The following is a 26,419-nucleotide window of genomic DNA, read 5'->3' as shown; positions in this document are numbered from 1 at the left end:
GCCCCACCCCGACCCCGTGCTCGCCGCCCTCGTCGCCTTCTTCACGAGTCCCGCCTTCACCACGATCGCGCTGATCATCGACATCTCGATCCGCGTGATCGCGGTGATCGTCGTGCCGCAGAACCGCAAACCGCAGACGGCGATGGCCTGGTTGCTCGCGATCTTCATCCTTCCTCCCGTCGGCATCGTGTTGTTCCTCCTGTTCGGCAGCACCCGCCTGCCCCGGAACCGTCGCGACAAGCAGGAGGAGATCAACACCTACATTCTCGAAACCACCGAGGGCATGGACGACGTCGTGCGCGACCCGCCGTTCCCGCCCTGGCTCGACCCGATCGTCGAACTCAACCGCACCCTCGGGTCGATGCCGCTCGTGGGGGGCAACACTGCCGACCTCTTCACCGAATACTCGAAGTCCCTCGCGGCGATGACCGCGGAACTTCGTGAGGCGACCCGGTTCATCCACGTGGAGTTCTACATCGTGAGCTACGACGCGTCGACAACCCCGTTCTTCGAGGCCCTCGAGGCGGCCGTCACACGCGGGGTGAAGGTGCGCGTGCTGCTCGACCACGTCGCGTCCTTCCGCTCGCCCGGGTATCGCCGCACGATCCGCCAGCTGAAGAGGATCGGGGTCGAGTGGCACCTCATGCTTCCCGTGCAACCGTTCCGCGGACCCTACCTGCGGCCCGACCTGCGCAATCACCGCAAGCTCCTCGTCGTCGACGGACGGGTCGCGTTCACCGGCTCGCAGAACCTCATCGATCGCACGTACAACAAGCCGGGCAACCTGCGACGCGGCCTGAAATGGAAGGACTTCATGGTGCGTTACGAGGGACCGATCGTGGCCGGCATCAACGCCCTCTTCGTCACCGACTGGTACAGCGAGACCGACGAGCTTCTGCTGCGCGAGGCGCCGGGGGTGCCGAGGCCCAGGGCCGGCCAGACGATGGATGCCCAGGTCGTGCCGAGCGGCCCGGGATTCGATCTCGAGAACAATCTGCGTCTCTTCAACGTGCTGCTCTACAGCGCCCAGGAGAAGGTGATCGTGACGAGCCCGTACTTCGTGCCGGACGACTCCATGCTCTACGCGATCACCAATGCCGCCTACCGGGGGCTCGACGTTCAACTCTTCGTCTCGGAGATCGGCGACCAGCCACTCGTATTCCACGCGCAGCGAAGTTACTACGAGGCGCTGCTCCGGGCAGGGGTGCGCATCTGGCTGTTCAAGGCGCCCATCATCCTGCACGCCAAGCACGTCACGATCGACGACCAGGTCGCTGTGATCGGCTCGAGCAACATGGACATGCGCTCCTTCACACTCAACCTGGAGATCTCGGTGATGATGCAAGGCGCCGAGATCGTGCGGCAGATGCGCGAGGTCGAGGAGTCCTACCGCGAAGAGTGCCGCGAGCTGACGCTCGAGGAATGGCTCGACCGACCGCTGCGCTCGAAGGTGCTCGACGACACGGCGAGGCTCACCGCCGCCGTGCAGTAGGGCGGCGCCAGGTCAGCGTCGGAGGTAGCCGCCCGGAGTCAGCGGGAGGTCAGGCGTTCGAAGCCGCGCCCCAGGATGTCGGGGCTAGTCCGTGCCGCGCGAGACCGCGACCATCTCGTCCCTGGGCACCACCTTCACCCGCGCGCGCCCGAGGGGCTCGCCGAGGGCCTTCTCGAACTCGTCGAGGGAGTGCCAGCCGCCGAGGTTGGTGTACTCGATGCCGCGGCTCTCCAGCAGGGCAACGATCGACGCCTCGTCGGGGTGGGCGGGTGTCCACCAGTCGGCCTGGTCGTTGACCAGGTGCCGGACGGTCTCCATTGCGTCGCTCTTGGTGTGTCCGATGAGGCCCACCGGACCGCGCTTGATCCAGCCGGTGGCGTAGACGCCGTGCACCAGCTGGTCGTGGTCGTCGAGAACCTGTCCCTCGCGGTTGGGGATCACCCCGCGCTTCTCGTCGAACGGGATGCCGTCGAGCGGGGAACCGAAGTAACCGACGGCCCGATAGACGGCCTGCACGGCCACCTCGCGGATCTCCCCCGTGCCGCGCACGCCGCCCTCGGCATCCGGCGCCGTGCGCTCGTAACGGAACGCCTCGACGGCGTCGTGGCCGACGATCTCGACGGGCTTGGCGTAGAAGTGCAGGTGCAGCCGGCGGGACGCGGTACCCGCCTCCCGCGCACGCCACTTCGTGAAGACCTTGTCGATCACGAAGACCTGCTTGTTGGTCGCGATCGCGGCGCGGGAGGCCTCGTCGTAGTCGAAGTCCTCCTCGTAGACCACCATGTCCACATCGGGGAGCTCGCCGAGCTCCCGAAGCTCGAGCGGCGTGAACTTCACCTGCATCGGTCCGCGTCGGCCGAACACGTGCACGTCGGTGACGGCGGAGCCCTTGAGCGCCTGATAGACGTTGTCAGGGATCTCGGTCGGCAGCAGGTCATCGGCGTGCTTGGCGAGCATTCGTGCCACGTCGAGGGCAACGTTCCCGTTGCCGACGACCGCCACCTCCTTCGCGGTGAGCGGCCACTCGCGCGAGACGTCCGGGTGCCCGTCGTACCAGCTGACGAAGTCGGCGGCGCCGTAGCTGCCCGGCAGGTCGATGCCCGGGATGTCGAGGTCGGCGTCGCGCACCGCCCCGGTCGAGAAGATCACGGCGTTGTAGTGCTTCTTGAGGTCGTCGAGGGTGATGTCCCGGCCGTAGAGCACGTTGCCGAACAGCCGGATCCTGCCCGTGTCCAGCACCTCGCGCAGGGCGGTGATGATGCCCTTGATCCGCGGGTGATCGGGCGCCACTCCGTAGCGCACGAGGCCGTAGGGCGCCGGAAGCTGTTCGAAGAGATCGATCGACACATCGAAGTTGCGCTCGGTCTTGAGCAGGATGTCCGCGGCGTAGATTCCGGCCGGTCCTGCCCCGACAATGGCGAGCCTCAGTTTCGTCATTCTGTCTACTGCTCCATCGGTTGGGGTGGGGATGTCGATCAGTGCGACCGCTCGACGATGCCCTCGGCGAAGCGAGTGAGCGCCTTCTTCACCGGGCCGTTCGGCAGCGGGGCAAGCGCCTCCACTGCCTCGCGCGACCAGCGACGAGCCTCATCGAGGGTCGTGCGCGTCACGGCGTGGTCGCGAAGCTCGCCGATCGCGGCGGACAGCTCCGACTCGTCCGGCGTCGCGTCATTCCCCGCCGCATGGATCACGGCGTTGATCTCTCGCTCGATGCGGGTGAGCAGGTCGGCGGCGGCGACGTCGCTCCTGGCGAGGTCGCGCAGGTAGAGCAGGGGAAGGGTGGACACACCGGCACGCAGGTCGGTGCCCGCCGTCTTTCCCGTGCCGTCCGCCGCCGGCGAGAGGTCGATCACGTCGTCGATGAGCTGGAACGCGACGCCGATCTTCTCGCCGAAGACCATCACCGGGGCCTGGTACTCCTCCGGCGCCCCGCCGAAGATGACGCCCATCTGGGCGGCGGCGGCGATGAGCGACCCGGTCTTGTCGGCGAGCACGCGAAGGTAGTGCTCGATCGGGTCGTCGCCGGCCCGCGGTCCGATGGTCTCGTGCAACTGGCCGAGGCAGAGCCGCTCGAAGGTGTCGGCCTGCAGGCTGATCGCCCGCTCGCCGAGCCCGGACATGAGCTTCGACGCCCGGGCGAAGAGCAGATCGCCGGTGAGGATCGCGACGGAGTTACCCCAGACGTTCTGGGCGCTGGCCACCCCGCGGCGCATGTTCGCCTCGTCCATGACGTCGTCGTGATAGAGCGAGGCGAGGTGCGTGATCTCGAGCGCCTGGGCGGCACTGATCACCTTGCTGTTGTTGCCGGTGCCGAGCTGGGCCGTGAGCAGCGTGAGCGTGGGGCGCACGCGCTTGCCGCCGGCCTCGAGCAGGTACCGGCTCGTCACATCTGCCAGGTCGTCGGCGAAGGACATCTCCCTCAGGAGCCCGGCCTCCACCTCGTCGAGGCCCGCCTCGATCGCCTCCGCGAACCTGCGCTCGCTCGCCGAAGAGAAGAGCCTCTCGCCCAGGCCGAGGGCCGAGTTGAGGCTGTTCGCACGGCGGCCGTGGGGCACGCTCGGATTCACTGTGTCACCTGTCCGTCCGCATTACGCCAGAACCCCTAGGGCTTCGGAGTGCCGGTATCTGTCGGTTTGGCCGTCGCCCGCGGAGCACTAGTGCGCTTTGCCCGCGGCTTGACGACGCGGGCCGGCTTGCGACCGCGATGAAGGGCGACGACGCCGACCGTGAGGTTGCGGTAGGCGACGCGCGTGAAACCGGCACCCCGGATCCACTGGCTCAGGGTGACCTGGTCTGGCCATTCCCTGATCGAGTCGGCGAGGTAGGTGTACGCCTCGGGGTTGGAACTTGCCGCGTCGACGACCGCCGGCATTATGTATTTCATGTAGGCCGAGTATCCGGCGCGGAAGATGGCCCTCGGAGGCTTCGAGAACTCGCAGATCACGAGCCGGCCGCCCGGCTTGAGCACTCGGTACATCTCGGCGAGCGCCTGCTTCGGGTCCTCGATGTTGCGCAGGCCGAAGGAGATCGTCACCGCGTCGAACTCGTTGTCGCCGAACGGCAGCGCCATGGCGTCCGCCTGCACGAAGGTGATTCCGGGATGCTTCACCCGGCCCACCTCGATCATGCCCGGCGAGAAGTCGGCGGCCACGACATCCGCGCCGCTCTTGGCGAGGGCGGCCGAGCTGGTTCCGGTGCCCGCGGCGATGTCGAGCACTCGTTCACCGGCCTGCGGGGCCACCGCGCGCACCGTCGCGATGCGCCAGATGAGCGAATTGCCCATCGACAGCACCGAGTTGGTGCGGTCGTAGTGTTTCGCGACCCCGTCGAACATCGCGGCAACCTCATCCGGTTGCTTGCTCAAATCTGCCTTGGCCACTCGCCCAGTCTAGTTCAGCGATTCCGGCGCCCCGCTGGCGCCCGGTTTCGCCGGGATAGTCTTGGCGTGTGACCGGTTCCGAGCCCTCGAGCGTTGAGCCGCCCGTTCCGGCGCTCGTCGTCGAAACCGTCGAGACCGACGATCCCGGCCCCCTCGTCCCCCTGCTCGACCGCGGCAATCCCCTCCTCTGGACGCGCCGCGGCTACGGCCTCGTCGGCCACGGCGAGGCGCTGCGACTCGAGTTCACGGGCAAGCGCCGCATGCTGGATGCCGCGGAGGCCTGGCAGCGGGTGGTCGCAGCCGCGACCGTGAACGACCCGCTCTCCCGCACCGGCACCGGACTCATCGCCATGGGCAGCTTCGCCTTCTCCGACCGGTCTCGACGCACGAGCGTGCTCATCGTGCCGTCGATCGTGATCGGGCGGGACACCGACCGGAGCTGGGTGACGCGCATCGGTGTCGGGGCCCTGCCCGACCCTGTCGTGCCGCCCATGCAGCCATACGGCGGACCGTTCACGGTGGCGCTGCGGCCCGGGACTCTCGACGCCGACGGCTATCGTGCCGCGGTCGCCGCGGCCGTCGACCGAATCTGCAACCGCGACCTGAGCAAGGTCGTGATCGCGCGGGAGCTCGTGGGCTCGATGCCGCCCGGCGCCGACCTCCGCCGCGCCATCGAGGCCCTCGCCCTCGGCTACCGCGACTGCTGGACCTTCAGCATCGACGGGTTCTTCGGGTCGAGCCCGGAGACCCTGGTGAGCGTCGACGACGGGTCAGTCTCGGCACGGGTGCTTGCGGGAAGTGCGGCACGCGGCAGCGACGAGCGGTCGGACGAGGATGCCGCCACCGCTCTCGCGACGTCGCCCAAGGACCAGGACGAGCACCAGTTCGCCGTGCAGAACGTGCTGGCGTCCCTGCGCAGTCACAGCCCGAACGTCACGGCGAGCGAGATGCCGTTCACACTCAAGCTCCCCAACCTCTGGCACCTGGCGAGCGACGTGGAGGGCGAGCTCACCGACGGCTCGACCTCGCTCGACCTCATCTCTGCGCTGCATCCGACGGCCGCGGTCGCGGGCACCCCCACCGCGGAGGCCCTCCGCCTGATCGAGGAGCTCGAGCCCTTCGACCGGGGCCGCTTCGCCGGGCCGGTCGGCTGGGTCGGTGCCGATGGCGACGGCGAGTGGGCGGTCGCACTGCGCAGCGCCCAGGTCGACCCGGACGGCACCGTCACCGCCTACGCGGGCGCCGGCATCGTGGCCGGCTCGGTGCCGGAGCGCGAATTGGTGGAGACCAGGCTCAAGTTCCGGCCGATCGTCGAGGCCCTCGCCTAGCCGAGACGCCGCCCAACCGTCAACTGGCGAGCAGCCGCGCCTTCTCGGCGTCGACGTCGAAGTCGGCGAGCGGCCACTGCGGACGGAGCGCCCGTGTCGCATCGAGCAGGATCCGCTGCACGGCGATGCGCGCGTACCACTTGCGGTCGGCCGGCACCACGAACCACGGGGCGGTCTCGGTGGACGTCTCCTCCAGAGCCCGCTGGTAGGCATCCATATACTGCGGCCAGAGGTCACGTTCGTCGATGTCGCCCGGGTTGAACTTCCAGTGCTTGTCCTCGCGCTCGAGGCGCTCGAGCAGCCTCTGCTTCTGCTCGTGCTGGCTGATGTGCAGCATGACCTTGACGATCGTGGTGCCACTCGCCGCGACCTCCCGCTCGAACTCGCGGATCAGCTCGTAACGCTGCTCGATCACCGCCGGTTCGACGAGGCTGTGCACCCGCGCGACGAGCACGTCCTCGTAGTGCGAGCGGTCGAACACCCCGATCATTCCGGGCGTCGGCAGCCTCTTGCGAACGCGCCACAGGAAGTCGTGGGAGAGCTCCTCCGGCGTGGGCTTCTTGAATCCGTAGTCCTGCACGCCCTGGGGGCTGATGCCACCGATCACGTGTTTGACGATGCCGCCCTTGCCCGCGGTGTCCATCGCCTGCAGCACGAGCAGCACGGAGCGTTTGCCCTCGAACCGGCTCTCGGCCCACAGCCGCTCCTGCAGGTCGTCCAGTTCGGCGCGGTTCTCTTCGAGGATCGCGGCGCCGGTCTTTTTGGACGCCGAGATGCCCGGTGTGGATGAGGTGTCGACCTCGGCCAGGCTGAATCCCGGCCTCACGGTCAGCAGCGGCGCGGGGTCGGAGGTCCAGGTCAGTTCCATGCGCCGATGGTACCCGCTAGCGAACCAGCGGCACCTCGACGATGGTCGGGGAGTCGGATGCCGCGAGCGCCACGTCGAGTTCACCGCGGCTGGTCGCGGTGCGGTATTCCCAGCCGTAGGCCGCGGCCAGGGCGCGCAGGTCGACCGACTGCGGGGTGTAGAGCACCCGGTCCAGCGCGTCCCGGGGGGCCGTCGAGGCGACCTCGAGCCCGTCGAAGATCGTGCCGCCACCGTCGTTACCCACCACCACCTGGATGCGCGGCCGAACCTCGCCCAGCCCGAAGAGCAGGGCTCCGGCGTCGTGCAGAACCGCGAGATCGCCGAGCAACACCCTGGTCAGGCCGAGCGTGCCGCGGGATGCCCCACCCGAGTCGAGGCCCGGCTCCTGGCTCGCCAGGGCGATGCCGAGGCCGGTCGAGACGGTCCCGTCGATGCCGGCGAGGCCGCGGTTGGCGTGCACGGAGATCTTCTTGCCCTGCACCTCGGCATCCGCCACTCGGATGAGCCTGGACGCGCCGAGCACGAGCCGGTCGTGCGGCCAGGTGAGTCGCCACACCGTCTCGACGAGGAGACGCCGGGTGATGGGCTCCCGGAAGGCGGCCAGCTGCTCCCGCGCGAAGTCGCCTGCACGTTCCTCGGCCGCCGCGGGCTCCGGTTGCGCCGCGCGCTCGGGCAGCCGCTCGCGGCCCGCCTGCACCCAGGTGCCGAGCCAGCGGCGTGCGCCGAGCGACTCGTCAGGGCCGCCCTCGTGGGTGGCGAAGTCGTGCACGCTGCTCGCCCGGCGGCCCGGGTTGTACGGCTCCGCCCCCGGCGCCCGAATCACCTGCACGGTCACGCCGTCTCGCTCGAGCAGGGCCGGCACCTCCCGGCTGAGGGTGGGATGCCCGAACACGATCGCCCGCTCCACCCGACCGCCGAATTCTGGGTCGGAGAGCAGATCGCGGTAGGAGCCCACCAGGTTCGGGCCGAACCGGGAACCGCTCGAGACCTCCGCGATCAGCGGCACCCCGATCGATCGGGCGAGCGCCTCCGCCTGCGGCCCGGCGCCGTGCCCGGCGATGACCACCGTGTTCGGAGCGTGCTCCACCTCGAGCCCGCGCCGCAGCGTTCGCTCGGGCCACTGGTGCTCGTCGAGCTGGGGCAGCCGGGCGACCGGGCCCGAGAGCGGCTCGCGGAAGGCAAGGTTCAGTTGCACCGGCCCCGGCGTGGAGGAGTGGCCGGCTGCCGCGGAATACGCCTCGTGCGCCACCTCGCCCGGGTAGTCCGGATCGAACCCGGTGTGGCTCGGCGCCTCGACATCGCGTACCCAAGTGACCGCCGGCCCGAAGATCCCCACTTGCTCGGTGGTCTGATTGGAGCCGATCCCGCGCAACTCGAGCGGCCGGTCCGCGGTGAAGAGGATGAGCGGAACGCCGGAGTGGTGCGCCTCCAGGACCGCAGGATGCAGGTTCGCCACCGCGGTGCCCGACGTCGTGATCACGAGCACCGGAGTGCGGGTCTCGACGGCGAGTCCGAGCGCGAGAAAGCCGGCGACCCGCTCGTCGATGCGCACCCGAAGCCGAATCAGGCCGGCCTGCTCGAACGCCGCGGCGGCGAGGGCGAGCGCCTGCGACCGGGATCCCGGGCACAGCACAACGTCTCTCACGCCGCGACGAATCAGCTCGCCGAGAATCGCAACCGCGAACTCCGTTGCCGGGTTCGCGCCCGGCCGCTCCGGCAGCGCCACTAGTCTTTGCTGTTGTTCTGGTCGTCGTCGAGCTCGGCGAGGCGCTCCTCGAGCTGGCGGATGCGCTCCTCGCGCTGCTTGTCCTCGCCCAGCCTGCGCAGGAATTCCGGGTCGTCGTCCGGGGCGATCGGCCCGCGCGGCTGGCGTTGGGCCGGGCTGCGCGACGAACGGTCCTTGCCGATGGTGAACCACAGGACGGCGCCGATCACCGGGACGAGCACCACGATCGCGGCCCAGAGATACTTCGGCAGTGCGCGCACGCGAGTCCCGATCGTCATGATCACATCGATCAGGGCGAAGATCGTGAACGCCAGATAGGCAATCAGGAGGATTAGTGCGAGCCGGGTCATGCCCAGATTGTAAGCCGCGATCCTGATTGCTGCAGCGCAAATCGTACAGTCACGGTGCCTAGACTGGAAGGCGTGAAATCGTCTCGCCAGTGGCTGGTCTACACCGCGATCAGGGTCGGCATCTTCGCCCTCGCGCTCGCCGTGCTGCTCGTGATCGGCGTCACCGGTTGGATCGCAGCGATCGTGGCCGCGGTGATCGGACTGTGCGTGTCGTACATCTTCTTTCGCCCCCAGCGGGACGCCGTTGCGAAGAGCATCGTCGAGATCCGCGCGGCCAAGGACCGGGACGCCGACAACGAGCTCGAGAACGAGATGCTCGACCGCCTAGAAGGCAATGGCAGCCGCCAGGCCTAGCCCGAAGAGCAGCGCGGTGAGGCTCGTGAGTTTGAGCGCGAGGATGAACTCCGGCGCCGTCTTGCCGGTGAGCGTGATGATCACGGCGGGGATCGCCACGAGCAGGGTGAAGAAGACGTAGGGCGCCTTCTCGTAGAACACGGCGAAGAACACCAGGATCACGAACGGGATCGCCACGAACACGGTGAACAGCACGCGCGAGGCGCGGTTGCCGACGAGCACCGCGAGGGTGCGCTTCTTGGCCAGCCTGTCCTGTTCGAGGTCCCGCAGGTTGTTGACCATGAGCACCGCGCAGGCGAGCAGACCGGCGGCCGCGCCGGCGAGCCAACTCTCGGTGTTGACCGTGCCGACCTGGGTGTAGGTGGTGCCGGCGGTGGCGACGATGCCGAAGAACACGAAGACGAAGACCTCGCCGAGCCCGTAATAGCCGTAGGGGTGCTTGCCTCCGGTGTAGAAGTAGGCGGCGACGATGCAGGCCGCGCCCACCGCGAGCAGCCAGTAGAAGCCCGACAGCACCACGAGAACGACGCCGGCGACACCGCCGAGCGCGAAGAAGGCGAGCGCGACGGCCAGCACGGTCCGCGGTTTGGCCGCTCCGCTCCCGGTCAGCCGCGACGGACCGACTCGGTAGCGATCGGTGCCGCGGATGCCGTCGGAGTAGTCGTTCGCGTAGTTGACGCCGACCTGCAGCGCCACGGCCACCACGAGGGCGAGAAGCGCCCGCACCCAGTGCCAGCCCGGGGTGGAGAGAAGGAACGCGGATGCGGTGCCCAGAGCGACCGGGGACACCGCGAGGGGAAGGGTGCGCAGCCTCGCCCCGCCGATCCAATCGGAGGCGCTCGCCTTGCGCACGACGACGCGGGGCGGCTGGCCGCCGGGCTTGCCGCTCTTTCCGCTCGTGCCGCCCCGCCCGGCGCGCGGAACCTTCGCCGGGTCGATGCGTTTCTGGACGGGTCTGCTCGCGTTAGCCACGCACAAATCCTACTGACGCCCCACGTCGACTCCGGCCGAGGCCGCCGCGAGTTCGGCCAGGACCACGCGGTCCGGCTTGCCGCTCGACAGCAGCGGAATGGCCTCGACTCGCACGATGGCGGCCGGGGCGGAGGCCGCACCGAGCGTCCCGGACACGATCGAGCGGAGTTCGGCGAGCGGCAGCGCTCCCGTGCTGAAGACCACCGGCACCTCGCCCCAGGTGACACTCGGCGCTCGGACGGCCACGGCATCCGCGAGCCCGTCCAGCCCGCGCACGACTCGTTCGATCGCCTCGAGCGACACCTTGACCCCGCCGGAGATGAGGATGCCGTCGATCCGCCCGGTCACGGTCAGCACGCCGTCGACGATCTCGCCGGTGTCTCCCGTGCGGTACCAGCGGATGCCGTCCGCCTCGCAGAAGGCCGCCGCCGTTCGCTCCGGGTCACCGAGGTAGCCCTCGGCGAGCATCGGTCCGGCGAGCTCCACCTGCCCGTTCTCGATCCTGGCCTGGGCAGTGCCGATCGGCACACCGTCGTACACGCAGCCCCCGGAGGTCTCGCTCGAGCCATAGGTGCGGGTGACGTTGAACCCCAGTTCGAGCGCCCGCCCCACGAGCTGCGGCGGTGTGGCCTGGCCGCCCACGAGCATCCGGTCGAAGCGCCGGAGCGCCTCGAGCACACCGAGGTCGTCCTCGGCGGCCTCGACGAGCCGGGCGAGCTGTGCCGGCACGAGCGAGGTGAACCGCAGCTCGCCGTCGAGTCGTCCGCTCGCCGCGGCGAAGGCGACGGCGTCGAAGTGCCCGGACGGCATGATCACGGGCTGGGTCTGGGCGGCGATCGACCGCACGAGCACGTTGATTCCCGCGATGTAGTGCGCGGGCAGGGCGAGCAGCCACTGGCCGGGCCCGCCGAGCGCGGCCTCCGAGGCCGCGGCGCTCGCGAGGATGGCGTTCGCCGCGAGCGCGACCCGCTTCGGGGCGCCCGTCGAGCCACTCGTCTCCACGACAAGGGCCACGCGCTGTTCGACCGTCGCCGGCAGTCCGGAGCTCGGCGCCCCGGGGAGCACCGCCGGCCCTCCGGCGAGCGCGTCGCGCAGCGCCTCGAGCACCACCGCGGCGTCGTCGGCCGGCACCACCCGGAGCGGCCTGCTCACCGCAGCACCGCGCGCACTAGAAGCCCCCGCGCACTAGAACTGCCAGGGGAACGGCGACCAGTCCGGTTCGCGCTTCTCCAGGAAGGCGTCCCTGCCCTCCACCGCCTCGTCCGTGCCGTAGGCGAGTCGGGTGGCCTCCCCGGCGAACACCTGCTGGCCGACCATTCCGTCGTCGACGGCGTTGAAGGCGAACTTGAGCATGCGGATCGCCGTCGGCGACTTGCCGAGAATCTCGTTCGCCCACTCGAGCGCCACCCTTTCGAGGTCGGCGTGCGGCACCACCGCGTTGATCGCGCCCATCTCGAGCGCGCGCTTCGCGTCGTACTCCCGGGCGAGGAAGAACACCTCCCGCGCGGCCTTCTGGCCGACCTGACGGGCGAAGTAGGCGCTGCCGTAGCCGCCGTCGAACGACCCGACGTCGGCATCCGTCTGCTTGAACTTGCCGTGCTCCGCGCTCGCGATGGAGAGGTCGCAGACGACGTGCAGCGAGTGACCGCCGCCGGCGGCCCAGCCGGGGATCACGGCGATGACGACCTTGGGCATGAAGCGGATCAGCCGCTGCACCTCGAGGACGTGCAGGCGACCGGTGCTCGTCGAGCCGTCCGCGTACTGGTAGCCGTCCCTGCCCCGGATGCGCTGGTCCCCGCCCGAGCAGAATGCCCAGCCGCCGTCCCTCGCGCTCGGGCCGTTTCCGGTCAGCAGCACCACGCCGATCCGCGCGTTCTGGCGGGCGTCGTCGAGGGCCGAATACAGCTCGTCGACGGTGTGCGGCCGGAACGCATTGCGCACCTCCGGCCGATCGAACGCGATGCGCGCCACCCGGCCCGCCGTGTCCTGGTGGTAGGTGATGTCGGTCAGCGAGTCGAAACCGGCCACCGGCTTCCACGCGCTCGGATCGAACAGTTCGGAGACCTCAGGCATGGGGCAAGCCTACGAGTTGCCCAGGGCACGGAACAGCCAGACGAGAACGAGGGGGTTCGCCACGACGCTCACGACCATCGCCGCCGCACCCCACCGACGGCCGCGGCGCAGGGCGACGCCCACGAGCCCGCCGAGGAAGGAGACGATCGTCAGCGAGATGACGGCCCACGCGAGCACGGTTGCCGCCGCCCAGTGGCCGGTCGACCCGATCGACACCGCCACCGCCTCCACCACGACGAGCAGCACGGCGAGGGCGAGCGCGGCCAGCCCGGGCCACTGCCGCCTGGCCCACGGGAACGACTCGGTCGACATGCGCCCAGACTAAGGCACGCCGAGGGGTGCAGACTGGGCACATGCTGCCGACGCTGTCTGACATCCTTTCCACCGCGCGCGTCGTCTCCCTGCCGCTGAGTTCGAGGTTTCGCGGGATCGACACGAGGGAGGTCATGCTCTTCGAGGGCCCGGAGGGGTGGACGGAGTTCTCGCCGTTCCTCGAGTACGACGACCAGGAGGCGTGCGTCTGGCTTGCGGCGGCGATCGACTTCGGCTGGACCCCGGCGCCGGCGATCTTCCGCAGCAGCATCCGAGTGAATGCCACGCTTCCCGCCGTCGCCGCCGAGGAGGTTGCCGCCGTCCTCGACCGCTTTCCCGGCTGTCGAACCATCAAGGTGAAGGTGGCGGAGCCCGGCCAGACGATCGCGGATGACGTCGCGCGCGTCGCCGCGGCCCGCAAGTACCTGGGGCCGGAGGGCCGCATCCGGCTCGACGCGAACGGCGGCTGGAACGTGGACGAGGCCGAGCACGCCATCCACGCCCTGGCGCCGTACGACCTGGAGTACGTCGAACAGCCCTGCCCGACGGTCGACGAGCTCGCCGACATCCGCACGCGGGTCAAGTACATGGGGATGCCGATCGCCGCCGACGAGAGCGTGCGCAAGTCGAGCGATCCGCTCGAGGTGGCACGGGCGAGGGCGGCCGATGTGCTCGTAATCAAGGCACAACCCCTCGGCGGCATTCGCCGCGCCCTCGACATCGCGGCGCAGGCCGGCCTTCCCGTCGTCGTCTCGAGCGCCCTCGAGACCTCCGTGGGCATCTCGATGGGCGCGTACCTCGCGGCCGCCGTGCCGGAACTCGCCTACGACTGCGGGCTCGCGACCGTGAGTCTGCTGGCCTCGGACGTGACCGAGGACCCGCTCGTCCCGGTCGCCGGCTCGATCGAGGTACGCCGCGTGGTGCCGAGCGCAGCCCTGCTCGACGCGCGCGCCGCCGACCCCGTTCGAACCGCCTGGTGGATCGCCAGACTCGAACGCTGCTACGCGCTACTGGCCGCCTAGGCTCGCCGGCGGATGCCCGCCGGGAATAGCGTTGCCCATGACGATGTTCACGTCCATGCATTCGCATACAACACGACCTCGGAGAACACCATGGCGCACCAGCTGGAACTCGGCATCGACACCTTCGGGGACGTCACCAATGGGGTGGACGGCAGCCCGGTGCCCTACGCGCAGGTGCTGCGCAACCTCGTCGCCCAGGGCGTGCTCGCCGACCGGGTCGGACTCGATTTCATCGGTGTCGGGGAGCATCACCGCAAGGACTTCGCGGTCTCCGCTCCCGAGGTGGTTCTCGCCGCCATCGCCGCACAGACCGAGCGGATCCACGTCGGCACGGCCGTCACGGTCCTGAGTTCGGATGACCCGATCCGGGTGTTCCAGCGGTTTGCGACCCTCGACGGCATCTCGAGCGGCCGGGCCGAGGTGATCCTCGGGCGCGGGTCGTTCACGGAGTCGTTCCCGCTGTTCGGACTCGACCTCGCCCAGTACGAGAAGCTCTTCGAAGAGAAACTGGAGCTGTTCGCCGCGGTTCGCGAGCAGCAGCCGGTGAATTGGTCGGGCACGGTTCGCACCCCCGTCGTCGACAAGTCGGTGTACCCGACCGTGGAGAACGGACTTCTCCCGACCTGGATCGGCGTGGGCGGCAGCCCGGAGTCCGTGGTGCGCACCGCCCGCTACGGCTTCAACCTCATGCTCGCCATCATCGGCGGAGAGCCCGCCCGCTTCGCACCATACGTCGACCTGTTCCACCGCGCGCTCGCCCAGTTCGGGCAACCCACCCCGAAGATCGGCGTGCACTCGCCCGGGCACATCGCCGAGACCGACGAGCAGGCCCGCGAAGAGCTGTGGCCCCACCACTCCGAGATGGTCGGCCGCATCGGCAAGGAGCGGGGCTGGGGACCGATGACCCGCGAGTCCTTCGAACAGGAGGCGGACACCGGATCGCTCTACGTCGGCTCCCCGGAGACCGTCGCGCAGAAGATCGCCGGCACCGCGAGGGCCCTCGGCCTCGACCGGTTCGACCTCAAGTACTCGAACGGCACTCTCGCGCACGAGAAACTCCTGTCGAGCATCGAGCTCTACGGCACCGTTGTCGCCCCCCGGGTGCGCGAACTGCTCGCCTGACCGGCGCGACCGGCAGGCCGGCATCCCGGTCGCCGGAACCCGACGTGTCAGAATGTTGACATGAAGGAACAAGATCGGGTGGGCCACCTCACCGAGTCGCTCGGCTATGTGCTCAAGCAGTCGGCCAAGGCGCTACACCTCGCGACCGAAGAGGTGCTGCGCCCGTTCGACCTCACCGTCGCGCAGTTCTCCTGCCTCGAGCTGCTCGGTCGGCATCCTGGCCTGTCCAACGCCGAGCTGGGACGCGGCGCCTTCGTCAGCCGGCAGTCGATGAACCTCGTGCTGCGCGGCCTGCAGCAGCGCGGGCTCGTGACCCGCCCGGACACGGTGGCCACCGGCTGGGCCAGACCCACCCAGCTCACGCCAGAGGGGCGCGCGCAACTGCACGCCGCCGCAGAGTCCGTGCGCAAGGTGGAGAAGCGGATGATCTCCGCCATCCCCGAGAAGCGGCGCGTGAAGCTGCGCAAGGACCTCGCCGCCTGCGCCGACGCCATCGCGCCGTCGGCCCGGTAGGCGCATCCCGCCGCGACCCGGCGCATCCCGGCGCATCCCGCAATTGTGCCCGTTTGTCGTGATCGGGCCTGCTCGACCCGGCCCAATCGCGTCGAACGGGCACAATTGCGGTGGTGGGGCTGTGGTGGTGGGGCCCAAATGCGGTGCTGGGGCCCGTGGCGGGAGCCCGGCCGGGCGAGGGGCGTCCGCTAGGACATCAGGCCGCTGTACGCGTGCAGTCCCTTGAAGAAGAGGTTGACGATCGTGAAGTTGAACATCACGGCGGAGAAGCCGATGATCGCGAGCCAGGCCGAGCGTGAGCCGCGCCATCCGCGCGTCGCCCTGGCGTGGATGTAGCCGGCGAAGATCGTCCAGATGATGAAGGTCCAGACCTCCTTCGTGTCCCAGCCCCAGTACCGGCCCCAGGCGTGCTCGGCCCAGATCGCGCCGGCCATGAGGGTGAACGTCCAGAAGACGAAGCCCACCACGATCACGCGATAGGCGAGGTTCTCGAGGGCCACCGAGCCCGGGACCGTGTCGAGGAACTTGAGGCCGGCGAACCTGTTCGCCTCGCGCCTGGACTGGATCAGCTGCACGAGCGAGAGGCCGGCGCCGATCGCGAAGAAGGCGGTGCCGAGGGTGGCGACGAAGACGTGGATCACGAGCCAGTACGACTGCAGCGCCGGCGGAAGCGGCACGACGCTCACGTAGAAGCCGACCGTGCCGAAGCCGAGCACGATCAGCGCGAAGCCGGTGATGTACGCGCCGAGGAAGCGCAGGTCCTGCCACAGTTGCACGACGATGAAGACGCCGACGATGATGGCGGATGCGGTGAGGCTGAACTCGAACATGTTGGCCCACGGCACGCGGTGGGCGGCAACCCCGCGAAGCACTGTTCCCGCGACGTGCAGGAGCCAGCCGAGGATGGTGAGCGCGTACGCGACCCGCTCGAAACGACCGGACCGGCGCTGGATCGTGGGCGCGGCCGGTGCCGCGGGGCGCTCGAGGGTGGCGGTGCCTCCGGCGCTCGCCAGCTGGCCGACCCGCGCCGCCGGCACGGCCGTCACGGCGACGGGAGTCTCCGCCGAACGCTTGGCCAGGTCGAGCGTGAACGCGATGAACGCGAAGAGATAGACGGCCATCGCGGAGTAGATCGCGACGAGCGAGAAGGATGCCAGTTGTTCGGTCACGATGTCAGCTTAAGCCCGAGGCGCTGGGAGTGCCGCTCGGCGATCTCGGCCACCGCCGCGTCGAGTCCGGGATCCTCCCCGCGGGCGAGGCCGGCGTATTCGAGCCGCAGTCGGCCGTCCTCCTGCTCGATGACCTTCACCCAGACGCGGCGACGCGGAATGAAAAGCGAGGTGAGCAGTCCGAGCAGCACGCAGATGGCGAAGAACAGCACCCAGCCCTGGGTCGGGTCGCGGTGCACGTCGAACGAGGCGAACCGCGGCACGCTCTTCTCGAGGTCCGCGGCATCCGACTTCGGCGCCTTGTTGTCGAAGGTGATCGAGCCGAGTCCGCCCGGAATCTGGGCCGTCTGCCCGGGGGTGAGCCGCAGTGCGCCAGTTCGGGAGGCGGCCCCCGGTCCGGCGACCTCGGTCATCTTGTCGCTGTCGAGCGAGTAGACCGACTTCGGTGCGCCCTGATTGATGCCGAGATCCCCGGTGTAGAGCACCAGGGAGAGCATGGGATTCCGCAGGTCAGGATGGGTGGACGAGAAGGTGCCCGCCTCATTCTTGGCCGCGGTCGGGTAGAAGAAGCCGCGCATCCCCACCTGGGTGGAGAGCCCGTCCGGGATCTTGACGATGCCGATGGAGGTGAGGTTGGCGTCCTGGGCCAGGAACGGCACCGACTCGGAGAACACGACCTTGCCGTTCGGGTCACGAACCGTGATCGACGGCGCGTAGCCGTTGCCGAGCAGGTAGATCTCGTTTCCGCCGATGCGCAGCGGGTCGTTGACCTTGATCACGTCTTTCGTGGCCGCGCCGGCCGCGTCATAGGTGGTGACGTTCGCCGTGTAATCGATCGGCTGCCCGTAGGCGTTCCGGTTCTGCTCCTCGTACTTGGCGGAGAACTTGTTGAGGATGAGCCGGTACGGCACGAGCGCCGAGTCGGTGAAGAAGCGCCCGGGGTTGAACGAGTCGTAGGTGAGCCGCACGTTGGCGAACGCCTGCCCGGTCACGAGCACCTTCTGCCCCGTGTAGCCGAATCCTCCTCCGATGCCCACCGAGAGCAGGATTCCGATCAGCGCGATGTGGAAGACGAGGTTGCCGGTCTCCCGCAGGTAGCCGCGCTCGGCCGACACGGACAGGGTGCCACCGCCCGAGGACGCCGGACCGTCGAACAACCGCACGCGATAGCCGGAGCCCCGCAGCATCGCGCGCGCCGCCTCGGTCGCCGACGCCGCCGTGATCGGCGCGCCGGCGGAATCCGACTGGTCGGAGGCGACCTCGAACGCCCGGAACGCCCCGAGCCGGTCGAGCCTGGCCGGGGTCCTGGGCGGCGCGGACGCGAGCGCCTTCAGATGGAAGATGGTGCGCGGGATCACGCAGCCGATGAGCGAGATGAACAGCAGCAGGTAGATCGCCGAGAACCACGCCGAGGTGTACACGTCGAAGAGCTGGAGCTTGTCGAGCACCGGCGCGAGAGCCTTGTTGGTGCTGAAGTACAGCGTCACCCCATTGGGGTCGGAGCTGCGCTGGGGAAAGAGGGAGCCGGGAACCGCGGCGATGGCCAGCAGCAGCAGCAGGAACAGCGCGGTGCGCATGCTGGTGAGCTGGCGCCAGAAGAAGCGCAGGTAGCCGATCGGGCCGAGCCTGGGCTGCGCGACGTCGTCGCCGCGGGGGCGCGGCGCCGGGGAGTCGATGTGATCAGAGGGCCGGGACAAAGCTCGAGATCACCGCCTGCAGGTCGGAGACGAGAATGCGCCAGACGCCGGTGACCATGAGTGTTCCGATCGCGATGAGGAGCGAGCCGCCGATGATGTTGATCAGGCGGATGTGGCGCTTGAGCCAGGCCACGCTTCCGGTGACCCAGTCGAGTCCGAGCGCGACGAGCAGGAATGGGATGCCCAGGCCAAGACAGTAGAACACGCCGAGCAGCAGACCGCGCCACACACTACCGCTGTCCGCGCTGAGCAGGGACACCGCGGCGAGCGTCGGGCCGAGGCACGGCGACCAGCCGAGACCGAACACCACGCCGAGCAACGGCGCCCCGCCCAGGCCGGTCGTGGTGCGCCACTCCGGCTTGAAGGTGCGTTGCAGAAAACCGAACTGCCCGATGAAGACGAGTCCCATCACGATCAGCAGCACCCCGGCGACCCGTGTGATGAGATCGATCCACGGGATGAGCAGGGTTCCGGCGGCCGCGAACAGCACGTTGAGCGCGATGAACACCACGCTGAAGCCGAGCACGAACAGGCCGACGCCGAGAACCAGGCGCCCGCGACCGTTCCGCTCCTTCGTGGCCGCGAAGCCGCCGATGTAGGCGAGGTAGCCGGGCACGAGCGGAAGAACGCAGGGCGACGCGAACGCGATGATGCCGGCGAGCAGAGCGATCGGCAAGGCGAAGGCGAGGTTGCCGCCGAAGACGAGCTGTGAGATCGGGTTCTGCACTACTTGCCCTCGGCCAGGGCGTCGGAGATGAGGGTGTTGAGGATGGAGGCCGACTCGAGCTGGCCCACGATGCGGGCCGCGATGCGTCCCTTCGTGTCGATCACGTAGGTGGTGGGGGTGGCCGTCGGGGCGATCGCCCCGGCGAAGGCGATGCGCACCGAGCCGCTGTCGACATCCATCGCCGAGGGGTACTGCACCTTGTACTGCTCCTCGAACGATCGGGCGGTGGCCGCCTGGTCCACGGTGTTGACGCCGAGGAAGGCGACCCCCTGCGACGCGTATTTCGAATGCAGTGAGTTGAGGATGGGGGCCTCGGCGCGGCAGGGTGCGCAGCCGGCGTACCAGAAGTTGACCACCACGACCTTGCCGAGGAAGCCGGCCATCGACACCGTCGTGCCCGTCTCGTCCTTGGACGTGAAGCTGATGGCCTTCGCCCGGTCGGACGCCTTCACGATCACGGGGGCGCCGGAGTCATCCGTGTAGCTGGTTCCCGCTCCACTGCCGTAGTCGACGGCGAGCTTGTCGGTTGACGTGCACCCCGCAAGGAGGAGCGTCGCCGCGACGGAGAGGGCGACGACGGCTGCGCGCCTCATACCGCTCCCAGGTCGATCGAACGGGCGAGCAGGTCGGCGGCCGGGTCCCGGTAGCCCACCTGCACGAAACGGTCGCCGTGCTTCTCCACCGTGGTGATGCTCGACAGGCGGCAGCGGCGTTTGCGCGGGTCGTGGAAGAGCTTCTGGCCGGCGAGGGTGCGCTGCACCATCACGATGGGCATCTGGTGGCTCACCATGACGATCTCGCCGCCCTCCACCGAGTTCCAGGCGTCGTCCATCGCGGCGAGCATGCGCGTGGCGACGCTCGTGTACGGCTCTCCCCAGCTCGGCTTGAACGGGTTGACGATCCAGGGCCACACCCGGGGCTTCCCGAGAACGGCCGGGCCGAACTCGAAGCTTCCGCCCTCGAACCTGTTGAACGGCTCGATGAGCCGCTCGTCGGTGACGATCTCGAGCCCGAACGCGTCGGCCCACGGCTTCGCGGATTCCTGGGCGCGGAGCAGGGGGCTCGCATAGAGCCCGACGATCGGATGCCCGCTCAGGCCGGCCGCGGCAGCCGCGGCCATCTTCTTGCCGAGCTCCGAGAGGTGGTAGCCGGGGAGGCGCCCGTAGAGGATGCCCTCGGGGTTGTACACCTCGCCGTGACGGACGAGGTGAATCTGGGTTGCTGCCACCGCCCCAGTCTACGTTTTGCTTCGCTGCCAGATTCCCGTGAGAGCGCCGGCGTCACCCGCCCCGCTTCCGTGCCCGTTTGTCGCGATTGGTCCACGTCGACCCGACCCATCCACGACAAACGGGCACGATCGCGGGGCGGGGCGGGTTTCCGCGGCGGCGGGGCTCTGGCTCGACCCCGCGACCGGCCGTTCTGGCATCCGGGCTAAACTCGGTGACCGTGAGCGAACGCACCCTGATCAAGAACCTTGCCGCAGCAAATGACGGCCCCGTGAGTGTCTCCGGCTGGGTCGAGACGGTGAGGGACCAGAAGAAGGTGCAGTTCGTCGTGTTGCGCGACGAGTCCGGCGCCGTTCAGCTCGTGCATCCCCGCGCCTTCGGCGAAGACGGCTCGCCCCTCGACGATGAACTGGCCGACACGATCTCCGGGCTCAGCCAGGGCACCTTCCTCACGGCGACTGGCGAGCTCAAGCACGACGAGCGGGTGAAGCTCGGCGGTGTGGAGGTCAAGCTCGCCTCCCTCGCCATCGCCTCCGTCGCGATCGCCGAGACCCCCATCGCGGCCGACTCGAGCATCGACAAGCGCATGGACTGGCGCTTCCTCGACCTGCGTCGCCCGGAGCAGAACCTGATCGCCCGCGTGCAGACCACCTTCGAGCACGCGTTGCGCGGCTACTGGAACGACAACGACTTCATCGAGATCCACACGCCGAAGCTCATGGCGAGCGCGAGCGAGTCCAAGGCCGAGCTGTTCGAGGTCAAGTATTTCGAGGGCAAGGCGTTCCTCGCGCAGAGCCCCCAGTTCTTCAAGCAGATGGCTCAGCCGGCCGGATTCGGCAAGGTCTTCGAGGTAGGACCGGCCTTCCGCGCCGACCCGAGCTTCACGAGCCGCCACGCCACCGAGTTCACGAGCGTCGATGCCGAGATCAGCTGGATCGACAGCCACGAGGACGTCATGACCATGCACGAGAACCTGCTGGTCGCCGGTCTCACCGCCGTCAAGGAGAAGCACGGCGACGACATCAAGGCCCTCTTCGATGTGGAGGTGACGATTCCGTCCACGCCGTTCCCCCGCATCCCGCTCGCCGAGGCCAAGCGCATCGTCGCCGAGCACGGCTACGAGGTCCCCCGCCACGACGACGACATGGACCCCGAAGGCGAGCGCCGGATCTCCGCCTACGTGCTCGAGAAGTTCGGCCACGAGTTCGTCTTCCTCACCGACTACGCCTCGAGCATCCGGCCGTTCTATCACATGCGCCATGACGACGACCCGGGCCTCACCCGCAGCTACGACCTCATCTTCAACGGGGTGGAGATCTCCACCGGCGCCCAGCGCGAGCACCGCGTCGAGGTGCTCGAGGCGCAGGCCCGCGACAAGGGGCTCGACCCGGAGGAGCTCGGCTTCTACCTCGACTTCTTCCGCTACGGCGTGCCGCCGCACGGCGGGTTCGGCATGGGGCTCAGCCGCGTGATGATGCTCCTGCTGCACCAGGCGAACCTGCGCGAGGTCACCTACCTCTTCCGGGGTCCCACGCGACTTCTGCCTTAGCCGGACTGGTACCGTGACCATCATGGAAAACGGATCACCAGACAGCAGGAAGACGGCAGTGGCGGCGGGCCTCGAGCTCCTCGCCATTCTCGAGCGTCACATCAAGCTTCTCGAGACGGAGAAGGACCAGGATGACGCGGCGGTCGAGGTCGACCGCCAGCTCTGGGAGGCCGTCGCGGCCTACGGCGATGCGCTCGACGAGCTCTACGACGACGAGGACGAGTCCGAGTCCGAGGCGCCGGACGAACTCACGTTCACCGTGCGCACGCGCTACGACTACACCGTGATCGACGAGAAGGCGTTCCTTTCCGCCGGGAAGGGAGTCGGCGAGGCCGTGTTCGCCTTGCTGGAGCGGGCAGGCGGCCGGCCGATCAGCGCCCTCGAGGTGCCGTCGCTCGAGACCGGCAGCGGCATCCTCACCGTGCACCTCAACAACGAACCGCTCGTCTCGGCGGACTTCCAGGCGGCGGATGAGCCCACCGACCTGCTGCTCGTCGACCCGGACGAGACACTCGCCTACGTGCTCGACGAGCCGGTCTACGACTCGCGCGCCGAGGCCGAGGCCGCCGCGAAGCTTCGCGAGGTCTAGACGACGAAGTCCACGGTGGCCTGCTCGCTGACCACCGAGCGGATGTAGGCCCCCACCTTCTTGTGCTCGGGATGCACCTGGTATTCCTCGAGCCCTGCCTCGTTGTCGAAGTCGACGATGAGCGCGAGATCCCAGTGGTTGGGCCCGGTCAGCACGCTGGGGCCGACGTCGAGGGCGCGGATGGACGGCACCGTTCCCACGAGGGAGCGGAGGCCGTCCTCGATGCGGCCGATCGCGTCGAGCGACTCGACGCTGTCCGCATCCGCGATCTTCCAGCACACGACGTGTTTGAGCATTCGCTAAGCCTCCACTAGGGCGGCGCGAAGCCGGTCGGGGTCGACGCGCCAGATGTTGTGCACGCGGCCGTTGAGCAGCAGCACCGGGACCTCGTCCGCGTACCGGGCAAGCAGGTCCGGGTCGTCGAGGATCGACAACTCCTCGACCTGGATGACGGGAGCCGACTCGTTCGAGGCGAGTTCGAGCACGACCGCGTCGATCACCTCGCGAGCCGTGTCGCAGAGGTGGCACCCCGGTTTGCGGATGAGGGTCAGGACTGCGGTGGACACGTCTCCAGAGTAATGCGCCCACCGACACAAGCTGGCCACGCACAAGAAACGCCAGACCACTCGGGTCTGGCGCTCATGTTGTGCAGGTCACTCGCTGGAGTGCTCTACTTCTTGTTGCGACGCTGATGACGAGTCTTGCGAAGCAGCTTGCGATGCTTCTTCTTCGCCATGCGCTTGCGACGCTTCTTGATTACTGAACCCATACGCACCTCATAAATTTCTGGCTTCTACTTTTCGCGAACAGACGCCCGCGCCCGTTCAGAACCGCGGAAAAATTGCCTCGGGCCATTCTACCCGCATGCCGCGGCCCTGACGAACCGCTGCCGTGGATGCGGCTCAGCCCACGTCCGCGATGTGCGAGTCTACCGCCGCGACGACCGCCGACTCCGGCACGCGGAAGGACCGGCCGAAGCGGATGGCGGGGAGCTCACCGGAGTGCACGAGACGGTAGACGGTCATCTTCGAGACGCGCATCATGTCGGCGACCTCGGCAACCGTGAGAAAGCGCACCTCGGAGAGATCGCGTGTCATTTCGGTTGTGCCCCTTTAGGTTCCAGCGAGATTGGGAACGTGCGCACTCGTAACGGGTGTTACTGGAGTGCTAGATCGTAACTGTAGGGGCTATTGGGTCTCGGCGGCAACAGTCCGGCGGTCATTGTTGCGCGACGACTACCTGTCGTTGCGACCGAGCTTCTTCTTGATCGGCTCGATCACCCGTCGTTCGACCTCATGGGAGGCGTCCTGCAGCGCAGTCCTGGCCTGGAACGACGCGTCGGCGGCGGCACGGCCCACCGCGGTTCCCGCCTCGGCCGGATGCTGCAGCGTCTCTGCCGCGCGCCGGAGCGGCTCGGGCACCGGCACTCCGGACCACGCCGCGAATACGGTGGAAGCCGCGGCCTCCGACTCGTTGTCGAAGTCGGCGCTGAGAAACGGGATCAGCCAGTCCTCGAGTTCTTCGAGCGGGCTCGTGTCGACGCTGTAGTAGCGGTGCTGCCCCTCCTCGCGCACCGTCACCAGCCCGTGGTCCCGCAGCACCTTGAGGTGCTTCGACACGGTCGGCTGGCTGAGGCCCATCTTCTCCACGATCTCGCCGACGCTGATCTCGCCGGAATCCGAGTCGGAGGTGACGTAGCGGTCGAGGAGCACCTGAAGGAGGTCGCGTCGGGTCGGGTCAGCAACCACGTCAAAGATGTCAGCCATTCCCTCAGGTTACCGGGCGACGTGCGGGTAGTACCATGACATCCGTTGCGCAGGTCTCGGCGCGCGGCGCGGAGGGCGAGGGACCACATGGCCACCAGGTCCGTTTCGCGGGTCGGTCTGGCGCAGCGCGCGCTCAACGTCGTGGGCGATTTCGCGTCAGCCTTTCCGGCCAGGTTCGCCATCGGCGTCTTCTTCCTGCTCATCGTCGCCTTCACGCTGCTGCTCTCCTTGCCCGTCTCCCGAGCCGGGGCCTCGCCGACCCCCCTGGCCGACGCGGTGTTCACCGCGGTCTCGGTGATCTGCGTCACCGGCCTGGCCACCGTCGACATGGCGACGTTCTGGTCCCCTGTCGGCCACGGCATCATCCTGCTCGGCGTGGAGATCGGCGGCGTCGGCGCGCTCACCCTCGCCTCGATCCTCGGCCTGGTCATCTCCCGCAAGCTCGGGCTGCGCGCCAAGCTCATGGCCGCGAGCGACGGCAACCCGCTGCGCATCCAACGGGGGGCTGTCGCGGAGGGGCAGGCCGTTCGCCTGAGCGAGATCGGCGGCCTGCTGGCCACGGTCGCCATCAGCACAGTGCTGATCGAGGCGGCGATCGCCGTGCTGCTTCTGCCCCGCATCCTGCTTCAGGGGATCGCGCTTCCTGACGCCCTCTGGCAGTCCGTCTCCTTCTCGGCGATGGCCTTCACCAACACCGGATTCGTTCTCAGTCCGAACGGCCTCGCGCCCTTCAGGGGCGATGTCTGGTTTCTCGGGGTGATCATGGTGGGCGTCGTGCTCGGAAGCATCGGCTTTCCCGTGATCTACGTGCTGACCCGCAACCTGCGCCGTCCGAAGCGGTGGTCCCTGCACGTCAAGCTGACCCTCGTGACCACGGGCATCCTCCTCGCGCTCGGCGCGATCGCCTACTTCGCCCTCGAGTTCGGCAACCCGGCGACCTTCGGGCGAATGGATGCCGGCCAGCGCGTACTCCAGTCGATCTTCCTCTCCGTGATGACCAGGTCGGGCGGCTTCTCGACCGTGGACATCTCTCAGCTGAACGGATCGAGCCTGCTCGTCACCGACATGCTCATGTTCATCGGTGGCGGCTCGGGGTCCACCGCCGGCGGCATCAAGGTCACGACACTCGCCATCCTGTTCCTCGCCGCCGTCGCCGAGGCGCGCGGACACAGCGAGATGGAGGCCTTCGAGCGCCGCATCCCCACCGACGTGCTTCGCGTCGCCGTGAGCGTGACGCTCTGGGGCGCGACCACCGTCGCGGTCGCCACGGCCGTGATCCTGCAGGTCACCGGCGCGCCCCTGGAGTTCGTGCTCTTCGACGTGATCTCGGCCTTCGCCACCTGCGGTCTCTCCACCGGACTGATCGGGCAACTGCCGGACCCGGCCGTCTACGTTCTCGCGACCACGATGTTCCTCGGCCGCGTTGGTACAGTGACTCTCGCCGCGGCGCTCGCGGCACGAACGCAGCGACGGCTGTTCCGCAGAGCAGAAGAGAGGCCCATCGTTGGCTGAGACCATTCCGGCCGACGCTGCGGTGCTCGTGATCGGCCTCGGACGCTTCGGCGCCGCGACGGCGGGCGAGCTCACCCGCCTCGGTCGCGACGTTCTCGTGCTCGACGACGACGCGCAACTCGTTCAGGCCTGGTCGGAGATCGCGACCCATGCGGTGCAGGCGGATGCCCGCAACATCGACGCGTTGCGCCAGATCGGCGCCCAGGACTTCTCCATCGCCGTGGTCGCGGTCGGGTCGTCGATCGAGGCGAGCGTGCTCATCACGGCGAACCTGGTGGACCTCGGCATCCCGCAGATCTGGGCGAAGGCCATCAGCAAGTCGCACGGCACGATCCTCACTCGCATCGGCGCGAACCACGTCATCTACCCGGAGGCGGAAGCCGGCGAGCGCGTCGCCCACCTCGTGTCCGGCCGCATGCTCGATTTCATCGAATTCGACGACGACTTCGCCATCGTGAAGATGCACCCACCGCGCCAGCTCTTCGGAGTGTCGCTCGCCGACTCGGCGGTGCGCCGAAAGTACGGAATCACGGTGCTTGGCGTGAAGTCGCCGGGCCAGGAGTTCACCTATGCGTCCCCGGAGACGATCGTCGCCGAACACGACCTGATCATCGTGAGCGGCGACTCGGCGAGCATCGAGAGCTTCGCCAAGCTGCAGAAGGACTGACCGCCC

At 68.5% G+C, this 26,419-nt stretch carries 30 protein-coding genes; 10 read left to right on the top strand and 20 right to left on the bottom strand.

The genetic code is table 11. From position 1 onward, the window contains the following. Window positions 1–16 precede the first annotated feature (16 nt). On the top strand, window positions 17–1,492 hold the full coding sequence (gene cls / locus FVP33_RS01810; protein ID WP_187270540.1) for a cardiolipin synthase: 1,476 nt from the start codon (window positions 17–19) through the stop codon (window positions 1,490–1,492). Between the two features lie 84 nt (window positions 1,493–1,576). On the opposite strand, the gene FVP33_RS01805 is transcribed toward cls, so the two are convergent. From FVP33_RS01805 to FVP33_RS01795, 3 genes are read right to left on the bottom strand one after another with little or no spacing between them, the layout of a single operon-like run. Continuing rightward, on the bottom strand, window positions 1,577–2,929 hold the full coding sequence (locus FVP33_RS01805) for an FAD-dependent oxidoreductase (RefSeq protein WP_147781921.1): 1,353 nt from the start codon (window positions 2,927–2,929) through the stop codon (window positions 1,577–1,579). 38 nt (window positions 2,930–2,967) lie between these two features. Next, window positions 2,968–4,059, bottom strand: a complete 1,092-nt coding sequence (locus FVP33_RS01800) for a polyprenyl synthetase family protein (RefSeq protein ID WP_147781920.1) — start codon at window positions 4,057–4,059, stop codon at window positions 2,968–2,970. 35 nt (window positions 4,060–4,094) lie between these two features. Beyond that, window positions 4,095–4,871 carry a demethylmenaquinone methyltransferase gene (locus tag FVP33_RS01795; RefSeq protein ID WP_246142126.1) on the bottom strand — a complete coding sequence of 259 codons (777 nt, stop codon included), beginning with the start codon at window positions 4,869–4,871 and terminating at the stop codon, window positions 4,095–4,097. A gap of 68 nt (window positions 4,872–4,939) precedes the next feature. Between FVP33_RS01795 and FVP33_RS01790 the strand changes: the two genes are divergently transcribed. Continuing rightward, a complete protein-coding gene (locus FVP33_RS01790) occupies window positions 4,940–6,199 on the top strand; it encodes an isochorismate synthase (protein ID WP_147781919.1) in 1,260 nt (419 codons plus the stop codon). A 19-nt stretch (window positions 6,200–6,218) separates the two neighbouring features. Here the strand turns inward: FVP33_RS01790 and FVP33_RS01785 are convergent, their stop codons facing one another. From FVP33_RS01785 to FVP33_RS01775, 3 genes are read right to left on the bottom strand one after another with little or no spacing between them, the layout of a single operon-like run. Further along, complete coding sequence (locus FVP33_RS01785) at window positions 6,219–7,067, bottom strand: polyphosphate kinase 2 family protein (RefSeq protein ID WP_147781918.1); 849 nt, start codon at window positions 7,065–7,067, stop codon at window positions 6,219–6,221. A 16-nt stretch (window positions 7,068–7,083) separates the two neighbouring features. Next, complete coding sequence (gene menD / locus FVP33_RS01780; protein ID WP_246142125.1) at window positions 7,084–8,793, bottom strand: 2-succinyl-5-enolpyruvyl-6-hydroxy-3-cyclohexene-1-carboxylic-acid synthase; 1,710 nt, start codon at window positions 8,791–8,793, stop codon at window positions 7,084–7,086. After that, window positions 8,793–9,143, bottom strand: a complete 351-nt coding sequence (locus FVP33_RS01775; RefSeq protein WP_147781917.1) for a PLD nuclease N-terminal domain-containing protein — start codon at window positions 9,141–9,143, stop codon at window positions 8,793–8,795. The genes menD and FVP33_RS01775 overlap by 1 nt, the downstream gene beginning before the upstream one ends. 72 nt (window positions 9,144–9,215) lie before the next feature. On the opposite strand from FVP33_RS01775, the gene FVP33_RS01770 reads away from it, so the two are divergent. Then, window positions 9,216–9,497, top strand: a complete 282-nt coding sequence (locus FVP33_RS01770; protein WP_187270539.1) for a DUF4229 domain-containing protein — start codon at window positions 9,216–9,218, stop codon at window positions 9,495–9,497. Here FVP33_RS01770 and FVP33_RS01765 read toward each other — a convergent pair. The 4 genes from FVP33_RS01765 to FVP33_RS01750 are packed head-to-tail and all read right to left on the bottom strand — an operon-like array spanning window position 9,468 to window position 12,854. After that, window positions 9,468–10,469, bottom strand: a complete 1,002-nt coding sequence (locus FVP33_RS01765) for a 1,4-dihydroxy-2-naphthoate polyprenyltransferase (RefSeq protein WP_425460923.1) — start codon at window positions 10,467–10,469, stop codon at window positions 9,468–9,470. The two genes, FVP33_RS01770 and FVP33_RS01765, sit on opposite strands and share 30 nt — an antisense overlap. 9 nt (window positions 10,470–10,478) lie before the next feature. Next, window positions 10,479–11,621, bottom strand: coding sequence for an AMP-binding protein (locus FVP33_RS01760; protein ID WP_246142124.1), 1,143 nt, complete (start codon window positions 11,619–11,621; stop codon window positions 10,479–10,481). Between the two features lie 33 nt (window positions 11,622–11,654). After that, the gene (locus FVP33_RS01755) at window positions 11,655–12,542 is read right to left on the bottom strand and encodes a 1,4-dihydroxy-2-naphthoyl-CoA synthase (RefSeq protein ID WP_147781915.1); all 888 of its coding nucleotides are present in this window, start codon (window positions 12,540–12,542) and stop codon (window positions 11,655–11,657) included. A 9-nt stretch (window positions 12,543–12,551) separates the two neighbouring features. After that, window positions 12,552–12,854, bottom strand: coding sequence for a hypothetical protein (locus tag FVP33_RS01750; RefSeq protein ID WP_147781914.1), 303 nt, complete (start codon window positions 12,852–12,854; stop codon window positions 12,552–12,554). Window positions 12,855–12,895: 41 nt separating this feature from the next. Here FVP33_RS01750 and FVP33_RS01745 point away from each other — a divergent pair, with 41 nt between their 5' ends. The 3 genes from FVP33_RS01745 to FVP33_RS01735 all read left to right on the top strand — a co-directional run bounded on the left by FVP33_RS01745 (window position 12,896) and on the right by FVP33_RS01735 (window position 15,511). Further along, window positions 12,896–13,876, top strand: a complete 981-nt coding sequence (locus tag FVP33_RS01745; RefSeq protein WP_147781913.1) for an o-succinylbenzoate synthase — start codon at window positions 12,896–12,898, stop codon at window positions 13,874–13,876. A 90-nt stretch (window positions 13,877–13,966) separates the two neighbouring features. Further along, window positions 13,967–14,998 (top strand): LLM class flavin-dependent oxidoreductase, encoded by a 1,032-nt coding sequence (locus tag FVP33_RS01740; RefSeq protein WP_147781912.1) that lies wholly within the window; start codon window positions 13,967–13,969, stop codon window positions 14,996–14,998. A gap of 60 nt (window positions 14,999–15,058) precedes the next feature. Next, the gene (locus FVP33_RS01735; RefSeq protein ID WP_147781911.1) at window positions 15,059–15,511 is read left to right on the top strand and encodes a MarR family winged helix-turn-helix transcriptional regulator; all 453 of its coding nucleotides are present in this window, start codon (window positions 15,059–15,061) and stop codon (window positions 15,509–15,511) included. A gap of 188 nt (window positions 15,512–15,699) precedes the next feature. Here FVP33_RS01735 and ccsB read toward each other — a convergent pair whose 3' ends face one another. Genes ccsB through FVP33_RS01710 form a run of 5 tightly spaced genes read right to left on the bottom strand, consistent with a single transcriptional unit; the run spans window position 15,700 to window position 20,332 of the window. After that, window positions 15,700–16,680 carry a c-type cytochrome biogenesis protein CcsB gene (ccsB, locus tag FVP33_RS01730; RefSeq protein WP_246142123.1) on the bottom strand — a complete coding sequence of 327 codons (981 nt, stop codon included), beginning with the start codon at window positions 16,678–16,680 and terminating at the stop codon, window positions 15,700–15,702. Beyond that, a complete protein-coding gene (gene resB, locus FVP33_RS01725) occupies window positions 16,677–18,377 on the bottom strand; it encodes a cytochrome c biogenesis protein ResB (protein WP_147781910.1) in 1,701 nt (566 codons plus the stop codon). The genes ccsB and resB overlap by 4 nt, the downstream gene beginning before the upstream one ends. Further along, a complete protein-coding gene (locus tag FVP33_RS01720) occupies window positions 18,361–19,104 on the bottom strand; it encodes a cytochrome c biogenesis CcdA family protein (RefSeq protein WP_147781909.1) in 744 nt (247 codons plus the stop codon). Before FVP33_RS01720 ends, resB begins: the two co-directional genes overlap by 17 nt. Continuing rightward, window positions 19,104–19,697: a TlpA family protein disulfide reductase gene (locus FVP33_RS01715; RefSeq protein WP_147781908.1), complete on the bottom strand. Its 594-nt coding sequence runs from the start codon at window positions 19,695–19,697 to the stop codon at window positions 19,104–19,106. The genes FVP33_RS01720 and FVP33_RS01715 overlap by 1 nt, the downstream gene beginning before the upstream one ends. Further along, window positions 19,694–20,332 (bottom strand): histidine phosphatase family protein, encoded by a 639-nt coding sequence (locus FVP33_RS01710; protein WP_147781907.1) that lies wholly within the window; start codon window positions 20,330–20,332, stop codon window positions 19,694–19,696. The genes FVP33_RS01715 and FVP33_RS01710 overlap by 4 nt, the downstream gene beginning before the upstream one ends. Before the next feature lie 218 nt (window positions 20,333–20,550). On the opposite strand from FVP33_RS01710, the gene aspS reads away from it, so the two are divergent. Further along, window positions 20,551–21,879 (top strand): aspartate--tRNA(Asn) ligase, encoded by a 1,329-nt coding sequence (gene aspS, locus FVP33_RS01705; protein ID WP_147781906.1) that lies wholly within the window; start codon window positions 20,551–20,553, stop codon window positions 21,877–21,879. A gap of 22 nt (window positions 21,880–21,901) precedes the next feature. Next, complete coding sequence (locus FVP33_RS01700) at window positions 21,902–22,468, top strand: hypothetical protein (RefSeq protein ID WP_222706598.1); 567 nt, start codon at window positions 21,902–21,904, stop codon at window positions 22,466–22,468. Here the strand turns inward: FVP33_RS01700 and FVP33_RS01695 are convergent. The 5 genes from FVP33_RS01695 to FVP33_RS01675 all read right to left on the bottom strand — a co-directional run bounded on the left by FVP33_RS01695 (window position 22,465) and on the right by FVP33_RS01675 (window position 24,234). Beyond that, complete coding sequence (locus tag FVP33_RS01695) at window positions 22,465–22,764, bottom strand: Dabb family protein (protein WP_147781904.1); 300 nt, start codon at window positions 22,762–22,764, stop codon at window positions 22,465–22,467. The genes FVP33_RS01700 and FVP33_RS01695 overlap by 4 nt on opposite strands. Before the next feature lie 3 nt (window positions 22,765–22,767). Beyond that, window positions 22,768–23,034 (bottom strand): glutaredoxin family protein, encoded by a 267-nt coding sequence (locus FVP33_RS01690; RefSeq protein ID WP_147781903.1) that lies wholly within the window; start codon window positions 23,032–23,034, stop codon window positions 22,768–22,770. Window positions 23,035–23,138: 104 nt separating this feature from the next. Continuing rightward, entirely contained in the window at window positions 23,139–23,237 is a 99-nt protein-coding gene (locus FVP33_RS01685) for a 30S ribosomal protein bS22 (RefSeq protein ID WP_003792170.1), read from the bottom strand. 133 nt (window positions 23,238–23,370) lie between these two features. Continuing rightward, entirely contained in the window at window positions 23,371–23,565 is a 195-nt protein-coding gene (locus FVP33_RS01680; RefSeq protein WP_147781902.1) for a helix-turn-helix domain-containing protein, read from the bottom strand. A 138-nt stretch (window positions 23,566–23,703) separates the two neighbouring features. After that, on the bottom strand, window positions 23,704–24,234 hold the full coding sequence (locus FVP33_RS01675) for an ArsR/SmtB family transcription factor (protein ID WP_147781901.1): 531 nt from the start codon (window positions 24,232–24,234) through the stop codon (window positions 23,704–23,706). A gap of 87 nt (window positions 24,235–24,321) precedes the next feature. On the opposite strand from FVP33_RS01675, the gene FVP33_RS01670 reads away from it, so the two are divergent. Continuing rightward, a complete protein-coding gene (locus FVP33_RS01670) occupies window positions 24,322–25,746 on the top strand; it encodes a TrkH family potassium uptake protein (protein WP_147781900.1) in 1,425 nt (474 codons plus the stop codon). Then, on the top strand, window positions 25,739–26,413 hold the full coding sequence (locus FVP33_RS01665) for a potassium channel family protein (RefSeq protein WP_147781899.1): 675 nt from the start codon (window positions 25,739–25,741) through the stop codon (window positions 26,411–26,413). Before FVP33_RS01670 ends, FVP33_RS01665 begins: the two co-directional genes overlap by 8 nt. Window positions 26,414–26,419 lie beyond the last annotated feature (6 nt).

The organism is Lacisediminihabitans profunda (genome assembly GCF_008040105.1).
GTDB classification, from domain to species: Bacteria; Actinomycetota; Actinomycetes; order Actinomycetales; family Microbacteriaceae; genus Lacisediminihabitans; species Lacisediminihabitans profunda.
Note: the sequence above shows the minus strand (reverse complement) of the source record. Positions and strands in the feature narration are given on the sequence as shown.